Source organism: Kutzneria sp. CA-103260 (genome assembly GCF_018263855.1).
Classification (GTDB): Bacteria; Actinomycetota; Actinomycetes; order Mycobacteriales; family Pseudonocardiaceae; genus Kutzneria.
In genome coordinates, this window is the sequence record NZ_CP073318.1 from 9,096,852 (window position 1) to 9,113,164 (window position 16,313).

General features: G+C 70.5%; 19 protein-coding genes. 7 read left to right on the top strand and 12 right to left on the bottom strand.

Going from position 1 to position 16,313, the window contains the following annotated elements:
* Positions 1-57 precede the first annotated feature (57 nt).
* The 8 genes from JJ691_RS40360 to JJ691_RS52985 form a co-directional block, all read right to left on the bottom strand.
* Positions 58-924 carry a biotin-dependent carboxyltransferase family protein gene (locus JJ691_RS40360; protein ID WP_211764739.1) on the bottom strand — a complete coding sequence of 289 codons (867 nt, stop codon included), beginning with the start codon at positions 922-924 and terminating at the stop codon, positions 58-60.
* On the bottom strand, positions 921-1,532 hold the full coding sequence (pxpB, locus tag JJ691_RS40365) for a 5-oxoprolinase subunit PxpB (RefSeq protein WP_211764740.1): 612 nt from the start codon (positions 1,530-1,532) through the stop codon (positions 921-923). Before pxpB ends, JJ691_RS40360 begins: the two co-directional genes overlap by 4 nt.
* Positions 1,533-1,535: 3 nt before the next feature.
* Complete coding sequence (locus tag JJ691_RS40370) at positions 1,536-2,165, bottom strand: FABP family protein (RefSeq protein WP_211764741.1); 630 nt, start codon at positions 2,163-2,165, stop codon at positions 1,536-1,538.
* Positions 2,166-2,329: 164 nt separating this feature from the next.
* The gene (locus JJ691_RS40375; RefSeq protein ID WP_211764742.1) at positions 2,330-2,641 is read right to left on the bottom strand and encodes a DUF1416 domain-containing protein; all 312 of its coding nucleotides are present in this window, start codon (positions 2,639-2,641) and stop codon (positions 2,330-2,332) included.
* A 2-nt stretch (positions 2,642-2,643) separates the two neighbouring features.
* Positions 2,644-3,486: a sulfurtransferase gene (locus JJ691_RS40380; protein ID WP_211764743.1), complete on the bottom strand. Its 843-nt coding sequence runs from the start codon at positions 3,484-3,486 to the stop codon at positions 2,644-2,646.
* 36 nt (positions 3,487-3,522) lie between these two features.
* On the bottom strand, positions 3,523-3,951 hold the full coding sequence (locus JJ691_RS40385) for a DUF4395 domain-containing protein (protein WP_211764744.1): 429 nt from the start codon (positions 3,949-3,951) through the stop codon (positions 3,523-3,525).
* A gap of 79 nt (positions 3,952-4,030) precedes the next feature.
* Positions 4,031-4,105, bottom strand: a complete 75-nt coding sequence (locus JJ691_RS53485) for a putative leader peptide (RefSeq protein ID WP_442912801.1) — start codon at positions 4,103-4,105, stop codon at positions 4,031-4,033.
* Positions 4,106-4,362: 257 nt separating this feature from the next.
* Positions 4,363-4,494, bottom strand: a complete 132-nt coding sequence (locus JJ691_RS52985) for a hypothetical protein (protein WP_256449453.1) — start codon at positions 4,492-4,494, stop codon at positions 4,363-4,365.
* On the opposite strand from JJ691_RS52985, the gene JJ691_RS40390 reads away from it, so the two are divergent.
* A complete protein-coding gene (locus JJ691_RS40390; RefSeq protein WP_211764745.1) occupies positions 4,455-5,411 on the top strand; it encodes an Imm1 family immunity protein in 957 nt (318 codons plus the stop codon). The genes JJ691_RS52985 and JJ691_RS40390 overlap by 40 nt on opposite strands.
* 23 nt (positions 5,412-5,434) lie before the next feature.
* On the opposite strand, the gene JJ691_RS40395 is transcribed toward JJ691_RS40390, so the two are convergent.
* Together JJ691_RS40395 and JJ691_RS40400 are read right to left on the bottom strand one after the other, a co-directional pair.
* A complete protein-coding gene (locus tag JJ691_RS40395; RefSeq protein ID WP_211764746.1) occupies positions 5,435-5,848 on the bottom strand; it encodes a TlpA family protein disulfide reductase in 414 nt (137 codons plus the stop codon).
* The gene (locus JJ691_RS40400) at positions 5,845-6,711 is read right to left on the bottom strand and encodes an LmeA family phospholipid-binding protein (protein ID WP_211764747.1); all 867 of its coding nucleotides are present in this window, start codon (positions 6,709-6,711) and stop codon (positions 5,845-5,847) included. The genes JJ691_RS40395 and JJ691_RS40400 overlap by 4 nt, the downstream gene beginning before the upstream one ends.
* Before the next feature lie 178 nt (positions 6,712-6,889).
* Between JJ691_RS40400 and JJ691_RS40405 the strand changes: the two genes are divergently transcribed.
* The 6 genes from JJ691_RS40405 to pstB all read left to right on the top strand — a co-directional run bounded on the left by JJ691_RS40405 (position 6,890) and on the right by pstB (position 12,658).
* The gene (locus JJ691_RS40405) at positions 6,890-7,654 is read left to right on the top strand and encodes a winged helix-turn-helix transcriptional regulator (RefSeq protein ID WP_211764748.1); all 765 of its coding nucleotides are present in this window, start codon (positions 6,890-6,892) and stop codon (positions 7,652-7,654) included.
* A gap of 18 nt (positions 7,655-7,672) precedes the next feature.
* Positions 7,673-8,554 carry a mycothiol synthase gene (mshD, locus tag JJ691_RS40410; protein ID WP_211764749.1) on the top strand — a complete coding sequence of 294 codons (882 nt, stop codon included), beginning with the start codon at positions 7,673-7,675 and terminating at the stop codon, positions 8,552-8,554.
* Between the two features lie 223 nt (positions 8,555-8,777).
* Positions 8,778-9,899: a phosphate ABC transporter substrate-binding protein PstS gene (pstS, locus tag JJ691_RS40415; protein WP_211772024.1), complete on the top strand. Its 1,122-nt coding sequence runs from the start codon at positions 8,778-8,780 to the stop codon at positions 9,897-9,899.
* 100 nt (positions 9,900-9,999) lie between these two features.
* Complete coding sequence (gene pstC, locus JJ691_RS40420) at positions 10,000-10,965, top strand: phosphate ABC transporter permease subunit PstC (protein WP_211764750.1); 966 nt, start codon at positions 10,000-10,002, stop codon at positions 10,963-10,965.
* On the top strand, positions 10,962-11,873 hold the full coding sequence (gene pstA, locus JJ691_RS40425; protein ID WP_211764751.1) for a phosphate ABC transporter permease PstA: 912 nt from the start codon (positions 10,962-10,964) through the stop codon (positions 11,871-11,873). The genes pstC and pstA overlap by 4 nt, the downstream gene beginning before the upstream one ends.
* An 8-nt stretch (positions 11,874-11,881) precedes the next feature.
* Positions 11,882-12,658 carry a phosphate ABC transporter ATP-binding protein PstB gene (gene pstB, locus JJ691_RS40430; protein ID WP_211764752.1) on the top strand — a complete coding sequence of 259 codons (777 nt, stop codon included), beginning with the start codon at positions 11,882-11,884 and terminating at the stop codon, positions 12,656-12,658.
* A gap of 65 nt (positions 12,659-12,723) precedes the next feature.
* Here pstB and phoU read toward each other — a convergent pair whose 3' ends face one another.
* A complete protein-coding gene (phoU, locus tag JJ691_RS40435) occupies positions 12,724-13,392 on the bottom strand; it encodes a phosphate signaling complex protein PhoU (RefSeq protein ID WP_211764753.1) in 669 nt (222 codons plus the stop codon).
* An 84-nt stretch (positions 13,393-13,476) separates the two neighbouring features.
* Complete coding sequence (locus tag JJ691_RS40440; RefSeq protein WP_211764754.1) at positions 13,477-15,216, bottom strand: LCP family protein; 1,740 nt, start codon at positions 15,214-15,216, stop codon at positions 13,477-13,479.
* Positions 15,217-16,313 lie beyond the last annotated feature (1,097 nt).

Here is a 16,313-nt window from a genome sequence, read left to right on the forward strand (position 1 = left end):
CTCCTACGGTCCGGGTGGCGGCCCGTGCTGAACAGTAAAGTGGCCTAGACCACTGCGTCAACGGAGCGGCTGCAGCCGAACGGGTGTTCCCGGGCGGGCCTGGGCCAGCAGGGGCAACGACTCGGCGGTCACTACGCCGATCACCGGATAGCCGCCGGTCACCGGGTGATCGGCGAGGAACAGCACCGGCCGCCCGTTGGCCGGCACCTGGACCGATCCGGTGACCACGCCCTCACTGGGCAGCTCACGCGACTCGAAGGCGGCGGCCCGGCGCAGCGCGTCGCCGTCCAGCCGCAGCCCGACCCGGTTGCTCTGCTGGGAAACCGTCCACCGGCCGGCCGCCAGCTGCCCGGCCGGATCGTCGAACCAGTCCTCACGCGGGCCGAGCAGCACCGGCACCACCAGCTCGGCCGGGGCGACCGTCGGCGACAGCACGTCGGCGCCGACCGGCAGCCCGCACGGCTCACCGAGCGGAAGGATATCGTTGGCGCGCAACGGATCCGGCCCGATGCCGGAGAGAATGTCGGTGGCCCGGCTGGACATCTGCGGCGGCACGTCGATGCCGCCGGAAACCGCTATGTAGCAACGAAGTCCGCCGGTCGGGGCACCAAGGGTCAGGACGTCGCCGGCGCGCAGGTGCACCGGGGCATGGGAGTCAGCGAGGTGATCGCCGACGGACACCAGGATGCTCGGCCCGGTCACCGCGACGGTGCAGGAACAGTTGGCGCGCAACTGAATCCGACCCAGCAGCGCCTCGATGCCGGCGGCCGAACCGGGATTGCCGACAAGCCGGTTGGCCAGGGTCAGCGCCGGCACGTCCAGCGCGCCCGAGGGCGGCACGCCCAGATGTGCGTGGCCGGGCCGGCCGAGGTCCTGGATCAGTGCCTGCGGGCCGGTGCGCACCACGGTCAGCGAGCGGCTCACCCGGCCACCTCGAACCGAACATGATCACCCGGGGCCAGCAGCGCCGGCTCGGAACGCTTGGCGTCGAACAGGATCGCGGTCGTACGGCCGATCAGCCGCCAGCCGCCCGGCGAGGACGTCGGGTACGCGCCGGTGAATTCCCCAGCGATGCCAACCGATCCGGCCGGCACCTTGGTCCGCGGGTTGTCCAACCTGGCCTGCCGCAACGGTTCCGGCAGCCCGACCAGGTAGCCGAAGCCCGGCGCGAAGCCGCAGAACGCCACCGTGTACTCCGCGCCGCAGTGCAGCGCGACGACCTCGTCGACACTCAACCCGGCGGTCTCCGCGACCAGCGGCAGGTCCGGACCGTCGTACAAGATCGGCAGCCGGACCTGGCGCGGCGTGCGGTCCGGCGGATGCGACAGGTCGGCTGCCTCTATGACGGCCCGCGCCTTGGCCAAGCCGTCCGAACCAGGCCGCACCTCGACCAGCACGGTGGTGGCCGCCGGCACGAGCTCGACGACCTCAGGCAGGTCGGCGACCAGCAGCGCGCCGTGCAGCGCCTCCACCTCGGCCAGCGAGTCCAGCTCGACCAGCATCGCGTGCCGGCCACACCGCCGCAGCCGCACGTGTCAGCCGACGACGCGTTCGAGCTGGGCCGAGACGTGCGGCTGGAGCGGCTCGCCGACCATCGCCCGCTCCTCCACGTAGGCCAGGTCGCCGTTGTTGACCAGCCCGTACAGGCGCTTGGCCGCGGTGACCTCCTTGGCCGTGGAGGTGCGCATCACGATGTCGGTGGCCAGCTCCCACGAGGTCTGCGACAGCGGCGTGCCGTAGTAGATCTCCACGACCCCGGTTGCGTGCGTGAGCAGCACCTCGATGGTGTCGTCGGCCTGTGGCCGCCAGAAGCCCGACTCGCGAGCCGCTGGCCGGATCACCTTGCCGTGCTCGTCCAGCAGCCAGGACCGGGCCTCGTAGGTGAGGAACGGCCGGCCGTCGTGGGCGAAGGTGATCTGCTGGCCGAAGCGGAACGGGCCCTCGATCGTCGGGTAGACGATCTGGCCCTCGCCGCGCCACACGCCGACCAGCGGCAGCAGCGCCAGGCAGGCGTCGTTGAGGTTCGGGCCCAGCCGCAGATTGGCGGTGTCGCCCGGGATCGGCAGGTCGTCGAACTGCGGCAGGTTGCGGTCGCGCGTCGACTCCGCGCGCTGCTCGGCGGCGCGGACCGCGGCGTCACCGCTGCCGAACTCAGGCTTCGTCATGACTCAGCGGTGGTCCTGCAGCAGGCGGTACACCACGTACACCGAGAACCAGGCGATGGCCACGCAGACCAGCACCATCAGGAGGGTGAAGAAGAGTTCCACCGGGTCAGAATACGGCGAGAGGCCCCAGCCAGCAGAGGCTGGGGCCCCTCTCACGCCGTGTTTCAGGCCACCGCGACCTGGAGCTGGTGCAGCCCCGGACCGTCGGCGGTCACCTGGGCCTCGCCGGTGCCGCTGCGGTGCAGCGCGCGCACCGTCCAGGCGCCCGGCGCCGCGAAGAAGCGGAAGTCACCCTGCTCGGAGGAGACGACCTCGGCGGTGAACTCGCCGGTCGAGTCCAACAGCCGCACGAACGCCCCGCCGACCGGCTGGCCGCCCGCGGAGACCGTGCCGGACAGCACGACCTCCTTGCCCGGGTCGATGTTGGCCGGCAGCGCCGCGCCCTGCTCCGGAGCCCCACACCCTGCTGCGGTCATGGTCAGTCCTTTCCAGTGCCGAGCTCGACCGGCACGCCGACCAGCGAGCCGTATTCGGTCCAGGAGCCGTCGTAGTTCTTCACGTCCGCGTGGCCGAGCAGCTCGCGCAGCACGAACCAGGTGTGCGAGGAGCGCTCGCCGATGCGGCAGTAGGCGATGGTGGCCTTGGAGCCGTCCAGGCCGGCCTCGCCGTAGATCTCGCGCAGCTCGTCGTCGGAGCGGAAGGTGCCGTCCTCGTTCGCGGCCTTGCTCCACGGCACGTTGATCGCGCTCGGGATGTGGCCGGCCCGCTGGGCCTGCTCCTGCGGGAGGTGGGCCGGCGCGAGCAGCTTGCCGCTGAACTCGTCGGGCGAGCGCACGTCGACCAGGTTCTTGGTGCTGATCGCGGCCACGGCCTCGTCACGGAAGGCCCGCAGCGACAGGTCCTGCTCCTGGGCCTTGTAGTCGGTGGCCGGGCGGCTCACCTCGTCCTTGACCAGCGGGCGGCCGTCCAGCTCCCACTTCTTGCGGCCGCCGTCGAGCAGCTGCACCTTGTCGTGGCCGTACAGCTTGAAGTACCAGTACGCGTAGGCGGCGAACCAGTTGTTGTTGCCGCCGTAGAGCACGACCTGGCTGTCGTTGCCGATGCCCTTGGCCGACAGCAGCTTCTCGAAGCCCTCCCGGTCCACGAAGTCCCGGCGCACCGGGTCCTGCAGGTCGGTCTTCCAGTCGACCTTGACGGCGCCGGGGATGTGGCCGCCGTCGTAGGCGCTGGTGTCCTCGTCCACCTCCACGAACACCACGCCCGGGGTCTCGAGGTTGTCCTCGGCCCACTGCGCCGAGACCAGCACGTTCTCGCGACTCATCGATCGGCTCCTTCGCCGGGTTGGGGTTTGACTGACTTACTTGCCGGTGGCCGGCGCGAACCGGCGGATGACCAGGTACATCTCGCAGCCGAGGCAGAAGGCGAAGGCGGCGTTGAGGAACGCGGCGACCAGGGCCAGCGCGGTCGCCACGGTGCCCAGGACGGTCAGGCCGGACAGGTATCCGAGCGTGCCGACCAGGGCGAAGACGAAGCCGACGGTTTGCGCGAACTGCGGCGGGGCCGCGTCCTCGCGCTCGTCGGTGGGACCCAGCCGTGGCGCGACGAAACGTCGGTAGAGCAGGCCGTACGGGGCGTGCTGGAGCCCGAGGAAGCCGCCGATGGCGAAGACGATGGTCTGCAGCGCGAGCAGCGGCCACCAACCGGTGGCCAGCACGACCGCGAGCACGACCGTCGTGATCCAGGCGCCGAAGCGCGGACCTCGGGGATCGATCTGGGGTGCGGACATGGAAAGACCTCCTGACCTGGGGGACCTGCGGACACGACGGGTCCAGCGGGACGTCAGGCGTCGGGCCTGGGACGTCCGGTCAGAAAGTCCGACACAGGCTGCTGCGCACGCGGCAGAGATCCACCGCGCGTCGCTTCGTCAGCAGCTGGGCCATACGGCGGAGAGTACCCGCCGATCCCTGCTCGTGGGAGGGTCGTCCACCAGATGGAACAGTGTTCTTGGCGCCGCCTTCGGCGTCGCGGCTCGGCCCCCCGGGTAGCCGGTGTCTCGCCCTTGCCGGATTTAGCCCGCCGCATCCGGCTCGGATGCGGTGCGCGTCGGGTGGCGGCGGGCGAAATCCGGCAACCGTGCGAAACACCGGCGGGGCCTCGCGCTCTCTGGTGCTGGCGTCCGGGCCAGCTGATGGTGGCGTCAGGCCAGGTGCGGGCGCAGGGCCTCGACCAGGACGTCCCGCTTGGGCACGCCGCCGACCTGCTGGTCATGCCTGCCGATACGGTCACCCTGTGCTACCGACTTCAGGGCCCGAAAGGCCGCCATGGTCACGTGACGCTGCCTGGGCCGCAGAGGTCGGCAAGCACATCGACCCGGACGCCACTGACCCGCGCACTCACGTCACCACCGGAGTTTTGGTGGACGACGACGGCCACCGGTTCGACGAGCCACTGGTCAGCGGCGAAAACAGCGAGTGGTTTGTCAAAGCCGACACCTACCTGCGTGAACACCTGCAGGCGCCGGCTGTGCGCAACCCTCGGCTGGCGGCTGTGCCCTCTGCCAGCCATGTTGAGGTCCATGCGGCGATGATCATGCGCGAGCGCGGCCTCACCCATGCCACCCTCGTGATCAATAACGACAGGATCTGCCGCGGGGTCCTCGGCTGCCCCCCGCGCGGTGGCCGCTGTCTTGCCCGAAGGTTGCTCACTCACCGTATGGACGCGGGGTGCCAAGGTACCCTCAGAGCTCGAAGGGAGGCAGCGAGCATGATTCTCAGCGCGGTGCACGATGGCCAGTGGAAGCACGCCAGCACGCCTGACGAGATTGAGTCGCTCCTGCACGAACTGGTCTACCGGGCCGACCCGCGCCATCCGAGCGACGTGGTGCTCGCGGACACGCCCTTTGACGACGCTTCCGTGGATTACCCGGCTCAGCTGTTCCGGGTGAGTGCCAACCCGGAGGCCGGGATGGCGGCGCTGCTGTGGTTCCTCAACTCAGCCGATGCCGAGCTGTGGGTGTCCTACAACCCGCAGCCACCGCTGGAGGACCCGTGGCTGGCCAGCGACGTTGACACCGCCCGTTACCACGATCGTTTCACTGCGATTCCGCTGAGCCAGGCGCATACCGCGCTGAAGCAGTTCGTGACCAGTGGCGGGCAACGACCGGCGAACGTCCAGTGGGTGACAGGCGACTACTACGGCCGCATCACTCAGGCCTTGACTCCGGCCTCGCCGGTGCACGCCGCCTGAGTCTGGAGCGCGACTGGCCTGAGTCAGGCCAGGTGGGGGCGGAGAGCCTCGGCCAGGACGTCCCGCTTGGGCACGCCGCCGACCCGCAGCAGCTCGGCGCCGTCCGGGGTGAAGGCCACGGTGGTCGGGGTGCGCAGCACCTTCAGCGAGGTGGCGACCTCGGGCAGGTCGGTGAGGTCCAGCTCGCGGTGCTCCAGGCCGTCGGTCTTCGAGGCCAGGTCGGAGAGGAGCACCCGGGTGTGCCGGCACGGGGCGCAGAACGTGGTGGACAGCTGGACCAGCGTCACCGGGGAGGCGGGGTCGATCAGGTCCCGGACCTGCGCCGGCAGGTCGGCGACCGGCTTGCGGTGCTGCACGCGTCCATCCCGTCCGCGGAGCAGGAAACCCAGGACGGTGGCGGCGGCCAGCACCGCGAGCAACACCCACAGCCCGGTCATCCCAGTCCGCTCCTCCCGCTGCCCAGCTGCACGTTGGTGGCCTTGCCGCTCACCGAGAAGGCGTTGCTGTCCACCCCGACCTTGGTCGGCACCACCGTGAACGGCAGCGCCTTGCCCAGGTCCAGCTCGGTGGACAGGGCGGCGAAGATCGGCTGCTGCAAGGTGTCCGGCACCTTCAACGTCGTGACCCCGTCCACCAATTCCAGCCGGGTCGGCTGGACCTGGATCTTCGTGCCGGACAGGCCGAGCAGGCCGTAGGCGTTGATCTTCAGCGGATGGCCGGCGACGGTGATGTTGAACGACAGCCGCACGCCGATGCTGGTGTCGGTGTAGGGGCTGGTGGTGGGGGTGGGCGTCGGCGTGGGGGTCGGGGTGTCGTAGAGCGTGTCCGGCGGGGTGGGGCCGATGGTCAGGTTGGACACCCCGAGCGCCTGGCCGACGTCGGTGGCGTTGAACGCCCGGTTCACGTCGGCGGCGCTGATCTGGACCTGGCCCTCGACCTGGCTGATCAGCACCGAGTGGGCCGAGCCGGAGACCAGCTCGGACAGCGGCACCTTCACGTCGTACAGGTGGGCCTTGACCTGGAGGTCACGCAGCGTGTCGCCGATCGGGATGCCGTTGGCCTCGATCTCGATGTCCTGGTAGTCGCCGCGGGCGGCCTGCAGCATGAACGGGAAGCCGTGGATGGTCACCGACGGGTCGTCGGTCAGCTTCAGCTCGGTGCGCATCTTCTTGGACACCTGGTACTCGCCGATCGCGGCGAAGGCGAAGTCGGCGGCCACCAGCATCGCGGCCAGCACCAGCAGCACCGCGACCAGGATCTTCCACCGTCGGCCGCGCCGCGGCCGGGTAGTGGTGGTCATCGCCGATATCTCCCCACCTGTGTTAATTCGTGTGACGCGCGTGTTTCGGCTGCCCTCGGGGCTGGTCACGACCGGTATTGTCCCGGACATCCGCAGGCAACGGGGCCTGGCCACCGTACGCCGATTATCCCGCCCGCCGGTGGCCAGGCCGCGGCGCGCGAGAGGAGGCGGCTTGCCCATGGGTGTCGATCTGCTGCTGTTGACCGGGGATCCGGACCCGTCGTCGGTGCTGCCGGCGCTGTCCCTGCTGCCACACGTGGTGCGGCCGCTGGCGCCGGAGGTCTCGGCGCTGCTCGAGGCCGGCCCGCACGACGCGGTGCTCGTCGACGCGCGTGGCGACCTGGCCGGGGCCCGGTCGCTGTGCCGGCTGCTGTCCAGCAGCGGTGTCGAGGTGCCGGTTGTGGCCATTGTCACCGAGGGCGGCCTGGTCGCCGTCACCGCGGACTGGGGCGTGGACGAGATCCTGCTGCCCACCGCCGGCCCGGCCGAGGTGGACGCCCGGCTGCGGTTGGTCGGCTCCCGCCGCAAGACCGACCAGCCCGGCACGGCCGGCGCGATCCAGCTCGGCGAGCTGGTCATCGACGACGCCACCTACACCGCCCGCCTCAAGGGCCGCCCGCTCGAGCTCACCTACAAGGAGTTCGAGCTGCTCAAGTACCTGGCCCAGCACGCGGGCCGGGTGTTCACCCGGGCCCAGCTGCTCCAGGAGGTCTGGGGCTACGACTTCTTCGGCGGCACCCGCACGGTGGACGTGCACGTGCGGCGGCTGCGGGCCAAGCTCGGCCCCGAGCACGAGCTGATGATCGGCACCGTGCGCAACGTGGGCTACAAGTTCGTCCGCCCGTCCCGGCCGGGCGCCCGCACCGGCGGCCACATGGACCACGACGCGCACGACGATTCGGAGTCCGACGCCTTCGCCGCGCTGGCCAAGCAGTTCCGCTGACCGCTAGCGTCGGGTGTTGTGGCTGAGCTGACTGGGCGGGACCGGCTGACCGCGGTCGAAGTGGACGGGGTGGCCGGCATCTTCGAGGCGGCCCGCCTGGCCGACGAGCGGACCGGCGCCGGTGACCTGCCGTCGTTCGTCGCCCAGCCGGGCACGCACGTGCTCGCCGAGGACAACGGGCGGCTGGTCGGCTACGCCCATCTCGACACCGTCGGCGACTCCTTCGGCCACCTGGTCGGGGAGACGCTGGTGCACCCCGCCGCCCGCGACCGCGGCGTCGGTACGCAGCTGGTGGAGCGGCTGCTGACGCTGGCCGGGGACCGGTCGGCGCGGCTGTGGTCGCACGGGGACCACCCGGCGGCCGCCGCCATTGCCGCCAAGCTGGGCCTGCACCGGGTCCGTGAGCTGCGCCGGATGCGCTGGATGACCGGCGACGTGCCGCAGCCGCAGTTGCGCGAGGGCGTGCGGATCCGCACCTTCGTGCCCGGTCAGGACGAGGCGGCGGTGGTTGCCGTCAACCACCGGGCCTTCTCCTGGCATCCCGAGCAGGGCGCGCTCACGGTCGAGGACTTGGTCGCCACCGAGCAGGAGGACTGGTTCGACCCGGCCGGCTTCTTCCTCGCCGTGGACGCTTCGGACCGGCTGCTCGGATTCCACTGGACGAAAGTCCACGCCGGCCCGCCCGAGGCGATTGGCGAGGTTTACGTAGTAGGGGTGGATCCGGACGCGCAGGGCGGCGGGCTGGGCAAGGCCCTGACCGTGATCGGGATGGAGCATCTGCGCGCGGCGGGACTACGCAGCGTGATGCTCTATGTGGAGTCCGACAACGCACCCGCGGTGGCGGTCTACAGCAAGCTGGGATTCACTGTCTGGGACGCGGACGTGCAGTACGGGCGCTGATCCCGCGTTACGCTGCGCTGCGTCACGAACTCTCATCAACCGGGTCACGCTGGGGTCGCGATACCACCCTATCGGAGTAGTTGTCGTCACTTCGTGTGCCCTGTTCACCTTTCGTTCACCTACCCAAGGGCTGTCGTCCACTCGGGCTGCCTACGGTCGGCAAACGAGCGACGGGACCCGTCGCGCTCGAAGTCGAGTCTCCAAACGGAGGATCCAGGTGAACATGAAGCGGCACGGCGTCGCGCTGGGCATCATGGCGGCAGGCGCCCTCCTGCTCACCGCCTGTGGCAGCGACAACAACACCGGCGCGACGGGTGGCTCCACCAACACCAGCTCCAGCTCCTCGGCCCCCAAGGTCGACTGCTCGGGCAAGAAGACGCTCAAGGCCAGCGGCTCCACCGCGCAGAAGAACGCGATGGACCTGTTCGTCAAGGCGTACAACGACGCGTGCGACGGCAACGACGTCAACTACACGGCCAACGGCTCCGGCGCCGGCATCTCGGACTTCACCGGCAAGCAGACCGACTTCGCCGGCTCCGACTCCGCGCTGGACCCGAAGAAGGGCGAGCCGGACAAGGCGGCGCAGGCCTGCGGCAGCCCGGCCTGGGACCTGCCGACCGTCTTCGGCCCGATCACCGTGGTCTACAACGTGAAGGGCGTGTCCGACCTCAACCTGGACGCCGCCACCACCGCCAAGATCTTCGACGGTGAGATCAAGACCTGGAACGACGACGCGATCAAGAAGCTGAACCCGAGCGCGACGCTGCCCAGCACCGCGATCAGCGTGGTCTACCGGTCCGACCAGTCCGGCACCACCGACAACTTCCAGCAGTACCTGACCAACGCGGGCGGCTGGACCAAGGGCGCCGGCAAGACCTTCAACGGCGGCGTGGGCTCCGGCGCGTCCGGCAACCCGGCCGTGGCCACCGCGCTCGGCCAGACCGACGGCGGCATCGCCTACGTCGAGTGGTCCTTCGCGCAGGCCAACAAGCTGAACATCGCCTCCATCGCCACCACCGCCGGCGGCACCCCGGTCAAGGTCAGCGCGGACAGCGTCGGCAAGGCCATCTCCAGCGCCGCCTTCAAGAACCCGGGCAGCAACGACCTGTCGCTGGACCTGAGCTCGATCCACAAGACCACCGCGGCCGGGGCCTACCCGATCGTGCTGGCCACCTACGAGGTCGTCTGCTCGAAGTACGCGGACGCGGCCACCGGCAAGGCGGTCAAGGCCTTCCTGACCACCGCCATCAACCAGGGGCAGGCCCAGCTGGCCACCAACGGCTACGCGCCGCTGCCCGACTCGCTGAAGACCAAGCTGGCCGCGGCCATCGACGCCATCAGCTGACCGCAGCACCCAGATGAGCGACACCCGACCGACGCGCGTCCGCCCCGATCGTCCAGAGCCCGCTCTGGACGATCGGGGCGGTAGCCGCATGATTGGTGCCATGACCTCCGACAGCGGTCAACCAGGTGCCCGGACCGCGGCCGTGCGCCGCCCGGGCGACACGATCTTCCGCACGCTGACCACCGGCGCCGGCCTCGCGATCGTGATCGCGATCGCGCTGATCGGGATCTTCCTGCTGATCAAGGCAGTCCCGTCGCTGCTGGTCAACAAGGACAACTTCCTCACCAGCGCCAACTTCGTCACCCTCGACCCGAACAACCTGATGTTCGGCATCAGGGACCTGCTCATCGTGACGGTGCTGACCTCGCTGGTGGCGCTGATCATCGCCATGCCGGTCTCGCTGGGCATCGCGCTGTTCCTCACCCAGTACGCGCCGGCTCGGCTGAGCCGCCCGTTCGCCTACGTCGTGGACCTGCTGGCGGCCGTGCCGTCGATCGTCTACGGCCTGTGGGGCATCCTCGTGCTCGGCCCGGCCCTGGAGCCGTTCGAGACCTGGCTCAACGCCACCTTCGGCTGGTTCCCGCTGTTCGCCAAGGGCAACATCCCGCTGGCCGGCGCCGGCACCATCTTCACCGTCGGCGTGGTGCTGGCGGTGATGCTGCTGCCGATCATCACCTCGGTCAGCCGCGAGGTGTTCCGGCAGACCCCGGTGATGCAGATCGAGGGCGCGCTGGCGCTGGGGGCCACCAAGTGGGAGGTCATCCGGACCACGGTGCTCCCGTTCGGCCGCAGCGGCTACATCGCCGCCTCCATGCTCGGCCTCGGCCGCGCGCTCGGTGAGACGGTGGCCGTGCTGCTCATCCTGCACGCCTCGCCCACCCCGTCCGGGGTGAGCCTGTTCGACGGCGGCTACACGTTCGCGTCCAAGATCGCTTCGGCCGCGTCCGAGTTCAGCCAGCCGCTGCCCACCGGCGCCTACATCGCGGCCGGCCTGGTGCTGTTCATCCTGACCTTCTTGGTCAACGCGCTGGCCCGGTCCATCGCGGGCGGGAAGGCGGCGAAATGACCACCACCGAGTCCACTCTGGACCGTCCGGCCAGCCCGCCGGCGTTCCAGCCCGTGAGCGGCGCCCGCAAGTTCAAGAACATGACCGCCACCGTGCTGGTGGGGCTGGCCTTCCTGGTCGCGCTGGTGCCGCTGGTGTGGCTGCTGATCACCGTGATCCTGCGCGGCTACCAGGCCCTGCTGTCGGCCGACTGGTGGACGCACTCGCTCAAGGGCGTGCTGCCCAAGGAGTTTGACGGCGGCGCGTACCACGCGATCATCGGCACCCTGCTGCAGACGCTGGTGTGCGCGGTGATCGCGGTGCCGATCGGCGTGCTGGCCGCGATCTACCTCGTGGAGTACGGCCGGGGCCGGCTGGCCCGGCTCACCACGTTCATGGTGGACATCCTCTCCGGTGTGCCCTCCATCGTGGCGGCGCTGTTCATCTTCGCGCTGTGGATCGGCACCATCGGGCTGGGCCAGAGCGCGTTCGCCGTGTCGCTGGCCCTGGTGCTGCTGATGCTGCCGGTGGTCGTGCGGTCCACCGAGGAGATGCTGCGGCTGGTGCCGCAGGAACTGCGCGAGGCCTCGTACGCGCTGGGCGTGCCCAAGTGGAAGACCATCGTGCGGATCGTGCTGCCCACGGCGCTGTCCGGCGTGGTCACCGGCGTGATGCTGGCGATGGCCAGGGTGATGGGCGAGACCGCGCCGGTGCTGGTGCTGGTCGGCTACTCGAAGTCGATCAACTTCAACATCTTCGACGGCAACATGACCTCGCTGCCGCTGCTGATCTACAACGAGCTGAACAACCCCAACCCCGCGGGCCAGCTGCGGGTGTGGGGGGCGGCGCTGACCCTGATCATCCTGATCATGCTGTTCAATCTCGTGGCCGCCCTCGTGTCGCGGTTCTCGGCCATCAAGACGAAGTGAGCTGACAAATGGCCAAGCGGATCGACGTCAAGGACCTGAACATCTTCTACGGCAAGTTCCACGCCGTGGACGGGGTGGCGCTCGCGGTGCCGCCGCGCAGCGTGACCGCCTTCATCGGTCCTTCGGGTTGCGGCAAGTCCACCGTGCTGCGCTCGCTGAACCGGATGCACGAGGTCACCCCCGGCGCTCGCGTCGAGGGCAAGGTGCTGCTGGACGGCGAGGACATCTACGCGTCCACTGTGGACCCGGTCGAGGTGCGCCGCACCATCGGCATGGTGTTCCAGCGGCCCAACCCGTTCCCCACCATGTCCATTCGGGACAACGTGGTGGCCGGGCTGCGGCTGGGCGGGGTGCGCAACAAGAAGCAGCTCGACGAGGTGGCCGAGCGCTCGCTGCGCGGGGCCAACCTCTGGGCCGAGGTCGCCGACCGCCTGGACAAGCCCGGCGGCAGCCTCTCCGGCGGCCAGCAGCAGCGTCTGTGCATCGCCCGCGCCATCGCCGTGCAGCCCGACGTGCTGCTGATGGACGAGCCCTGCTCCGCGCTGGACCCGATCTCCACGCTGGCCATCGAGGACCTGATCGGCGAGCTGAAGAAGGACTACACGATCGTCATCGTCACCCACAACATGCAGCAGGCGGCCCGGGTCAGCGACCAGACCGCCTTCTTCAACCTGGCCGGCGTCGGCCAGCCCGGGCGGCTGATCGAGATCGACGACACCGAGAAGATCTTCTCCAACCCCGGCCAGCAGGCGACCGAGGACTACATCTCCGGCCGCTTCGGCTGATCGTCCACATGCGACAGCGGCCCCGCCGGATCTCTCCGGCGGGGCCGCTGTTCTTGTTGTGGTGTCTACAGGTCGTCGGCGCCGCTGGAGTAGCCGGGCATGCGGCCGGTGACCACGAAGACGGTCCGCTTGGCCACCGAGACGGCGTGGTCGCCGAAGCGCTCGTAGAACCGGCCCAGCAGGGTGATGTCCACGGCCGAGGGCACGCCGTGACCCCACTCCTTGTCCATGATCACCGAGAACAGGTGCCGGTGCAGGTCGTCCATGGCGTCGTCCTCGTTGTCGAGGCGACGGGCCAGGTCGACATCCTGGGTGCGGATCACCTGCTCCGCCTTGCGGGCCAGGTCGACGGCGATCCGGCCCATTTCGGCGAAGTAGCCCCGCACCTCCTCGGGCAGCACGGCCGCCGGGTGCCGGCGGCGGGCCGCCTTGGCCACGTGCAGCGCCAGATCGCCCATCCGCTCCAGGCTTTCCGCTGCGTGGATGACCGACAGCACCGTGCGCAGGTCGGTGGCGACGGGAGCCTGTAGCGCCAGCAGCGCGTAGGCGTCCTCCTCGCACTTGGCCCGCGCGTCGTCGATCTTCTGGTCGCCGCTGATCACTCGCTCGGCGATGCCGAGATCCGCGTCCAGCAACGCCTTGGTCGCCTGCTCCATGGCGTCGCCGACCAAACCGCACATGCTCGCCAGCTGGTCAGCGAGCTCGCCGAGCTGGTCGTGGTAAGCCTCACGCATGGCCGACAGCCTACGTGCACGGGGTCGCGCCGACGGCATCGCCGGATGAACCGGACGTGAACCACGGGCGACGAACCGGCATCGTCACTGGCAGGAGCCGTCGGCGCCACTGATCGTGGACACGTCGGTCGCCTGCTGGCTGTTCTGCGAGGCCTGCGGCGTCGCGACATTGCCGTCGAACTCAGGCCCGATCACCAGCTGCACCGCGCCGGCCAGCGACGAGTCCTCGACCAGCTTCGAACCCGGCACGGCGGCGGCCAGCGTGCGCGCCTGCGCTTCCCGGCCCGGGGCGTAGCGGACGGCGGTCTTGTCGATCGGGTTCGCCGCCTTGTCCAGCGACACAACCTGGAAACCCAGGTGCCCCAAGGCAGTCGAGGTGTTGGTGGGCAGCTCGCCCTTGCCGGTGCCGTTGATCACCTGGATCTTCATCGACTTCGGGTCGACCAGCGGACCGCTGCCGGCCGCGCCCTCCGACGGCAGCGGCGTGCCGTTGATCACCGCGGTGAACAAGGACTTCATGGCCTCCGGCGTGCCACCCACCGGGACGCTGGTGAACACCACCTGGTCCGGGCCGACGCCCTGCACCGACTGGGCCAGCGAGGACAGCTGGTCCACGCCGACGTTGTCGCCGGAGGCGTTCTTGGACACCGCGCTCAGCAGGCTGTTGAGCTTGGTCGGGTCGAGCAGCACCTGGTTCTGCACCGCCGAGCGCAGCAGCGCGCCCATCAGCCGCTGCTGCCGCTGGATCTGGCCCAGGTCCGGCGACGCGTCACCGGAAACGTTGCGCGCCTGCAGGATCTTCACCGCGGTGTCGCCGTCGATCGGCTGCGGCCCGGTGCCGGACAGCAGCGTGCCCAACTGCCCGTCCTGCAACGGTTGTTTCACGCACAGCTCGACGTTGCCGATGGCGTTGACGATGCCCTTGAGGCCGTCCGAGCTCATCGTCATGAAATGGTTGATCAGCAGCCCGGAGACCTTCTGCACGTCCTGCGTGACGCACTGCGGGCCGCCCGCGGCCAGCGCGCCGGCCAGACTGGCCGGGCCGCACGGCGGCTGGCTGAGCTGCAGGCCGCTGGGGAAGGACACGAACACGATCCGCTTGCGGTCGGCCGGCACGTGCGCCACCAGCACGATGTTCGAGCCGGCGAACAGGAAGTTGTCGGCGCCTCGCTGCTTGTCGGCGGCCTGGATCGCCGACGAGCTGGTGTCCAGCGCGTCCACCTGCTTGATGTCCGCGCCGCTCCACTGCTTGACCGAGCCCCAGGCGATGCCGCAGACGATCAGCACTATCGCGGCGGCGGCGATGGCCACCACTTTGATCACCAACCCGATCATGCGGCGCTTCTCGCGGGCCCGCTCGATCTCGGCCGGATCCATGTCGAACTCGGGATCGTCCTCGACCGGCTCCTCGGCCGAGGCCGGCGGCTCCTGCGGAACCCCGTCCTCGGTGTCGATCCACGGCATGTACTTCTTCTGCCGGTTGCGCCGCTTGGCCTCTTCGATGGCCATCTCGTCGTGCACCGCGGAGAAGCGCGCCAGCGTCTGGTCCACCTTGCGGCGGCGCTGCACCTCCTCGCCGATCGGCTCCATCTCCGTGGTCAGCGCGGCCAGCTCGATGTCCTCGCGGCGCTCCGGCAGCGGCGGCGCCTCGGGCTCGTCGACGTCCGCGTCGAGCAGCTGCTCCTCCGACGGCTCCGCCAGGCCCGCCTCGGGCTCCAGTCGCGTCCGCAGGCTGTCCTGCGACGGGGACCGGGGCGGCGCCGGCGGGCGGCCGTTGGGCGGCAGCACCGGGCGCGGGCCGCTGCTCTCGCCCGGCCGGTCCATGACCGGACGGGGACCGGAGGCCTCACCGGGCCGTGGTGGCATCGGGCGGCGGCCCGAGGACTCGCCCGGGCGCGGGGCGCCGTTGGGCGCTCCGTTCGGTGCTCCATTGGGACCAGGCGCGCCGTTGGGGGGCGGTACGACCGGACGGCGGCCAGTGGCTTCGCCGGGCGGTGGCACGGGCGGGCGACCGCCCGGCGGCATCGGCCGGCGCATGTTGGACAGGCTCGACTCGCCCGGGCGCGGCCCAGCCGGCGGCATCTGGCGGCGCCCAGTGGCCTCACCGGGGGGCGGCACGGCCGCGCGGCGGCCCGTGGACTCTCCCGGCGGCGTGATGGCGGCGCGGCGGCCCGTGGACTCCCCGGGCGGGGGCGTAACCATGGCGCGGCGGCCCGTGGCCTCAGCGGGCGGTGTGACGGCCGCGCGGCGGCCCGTGGACTCCCCCGGCGGCGGCACGGCCGCGCGGCGTCCAGGGGCCTCTCCAGGGCCCGCGAGGCGGCCCGCGGCATCACCGCGGCGGAGCGTGGTGGTCTCGTCGTCGTCATCGTCGTCCAGCGGCGGCGGCACGGCCGCGCGGCGGCCGGTCGACTCTCCTGGCGGCGTGACGGCGGCGCGGCGGCCGGTGGACTCCCCAGGGCGCGTGCCGGCTACCGGGCCCGGCTCACGCAGGGCCCGTCGACCGGTCGGCTGGTCGTTCTGCGGCACGACCGGGTGCTGACCGGAAACTTGACCCGTTCCGGGGTTGGACCGTCCAGCCCGCGACGTGGGCGGAACGGGCGGCTCGGCCGGCGCCGCCCGGCGACGGCCACTCGGCTGCGAAGGCGGCGGCTCGGCCGCCGGCGGGGTCGGCCGGGGCAGGTTCGGGCGCGAGCCCGTGTGCCGCTGGACCAGGTCGGACACACTCAGGCCACCGGAGGCCTCCATCGACCTGCGTCGACGGCCGCGGCGCCCGGTCGGCTCCTCGTCGGGGTCCGGGGCGCCGTCGGGACCAGTGCCGCCGAAGCGGGGATCGTCGGGCACCCAGGCTCCCTTCCGGCTCACGGCCCATACGGGCTGTTCATCACGAGTTGACGTCAGTGCGGCCACAGTGGTTGCACATC

What these genes read in the sequence shown, in the direction of transcription:
- JJ691_RS40370 (WP_211764741.1), bottom strand. Translation starts at nt 2,165, where the DNA reads ATGACGAAGCCTGAGTTCGGCAGCGGTGACGCCGCGGTCCGCGCCGCC.
- JJ691_RS40375 (WP_211764742.1), bottom strand. Translation starts at nt 2,641, where the DNA reads ATGACCGCAGCAGGGTGTGGGGCTCCGGAGCAGGGCGCGGCGCTGCCG.
- JJ691_RS40380 (WP_211764743.1), bottom strand. Translation starts at nt 3,486, where the DNA reads ATGAGTCGCGAGAACGTGCTGGTCTCGGCGCAGTGGGCCGAGGACAAC.
- JJ691_RS40385 (WP_211764744.1), bottom strand. Translation starts at nt 3,951, where the DNA reads ATGTCCGCACCCCAGATCGATCCCCGAGGTCCGCGCTTCGGCGCCTGG.
- JJ691_RS40395 (WP_211764746.1), bottom strand. Translation starts at nt 5,848, where the DNA reads ATGACCGGGCTGTGGGTGTTGCTCGCGGTGCTGGCCGCCGCCACCGTC.
- JJ691_RS40400 (WP_211764747.1), bottom strand. Translation starts at nt 6,711, where the DNA reads ATGACCACCACTACCCGGCCGCGGCGCGGCCGACGGTGGAAGATCCTG.
- JJ691_RS40405 (WP_211764748.1), top strand. Translation starts at nt 6,890, where the DNA reads ATGGGTGTCGATCTGCTGCTGTTGACCGGGGATCCGGACCCGTCGTCG.
- pstS (WP_211772024.1), top strand. Translation starts at nt 8,778, where the DNA reads ATGAAGCGGCACGGCGTCGCGCTGGGCATCATGGCGGCAGGCGCCCTC.
- pstC (WP_211764750.1), top strand. Translation starts at nt 10,000, where the DNA reads ATGACCTCCGACAGCGGTCAACCAGGTGCCCGGACCGCGGCCGTGCGC.
- pstA (WP_211764751.1), top strand. Translation starts at nt 10,962, where the DNA reads ATGACCACCACCGAGTCCACTCTGGACCGTCCGGCCAGCCCGCCGGCG.
- pstB (WP_211764752.1), top strand. Translation starts at nt 11,882, where the DNA reads ATGGCCAAGCGGATCGACGTCAAGGACCTGAACATCTTCTACGGCAAG.
- phoU (WP_211764753.1), bottom strand. Translation starts at nt 13,392, where the DNA reads ATGCGTGAGGCTTACCACGACCAGCTCGGCGAGCTCGCTGACCAGCTG.
- JJ691_RS40440 (WP_211764754.1), bottom strand. Translation starts at nt 15,216, where the DNA reads ATGGACCGGCCGGGCGAGAGCAGCGGCCCGCGCCCGGTGCTGCCGCCC.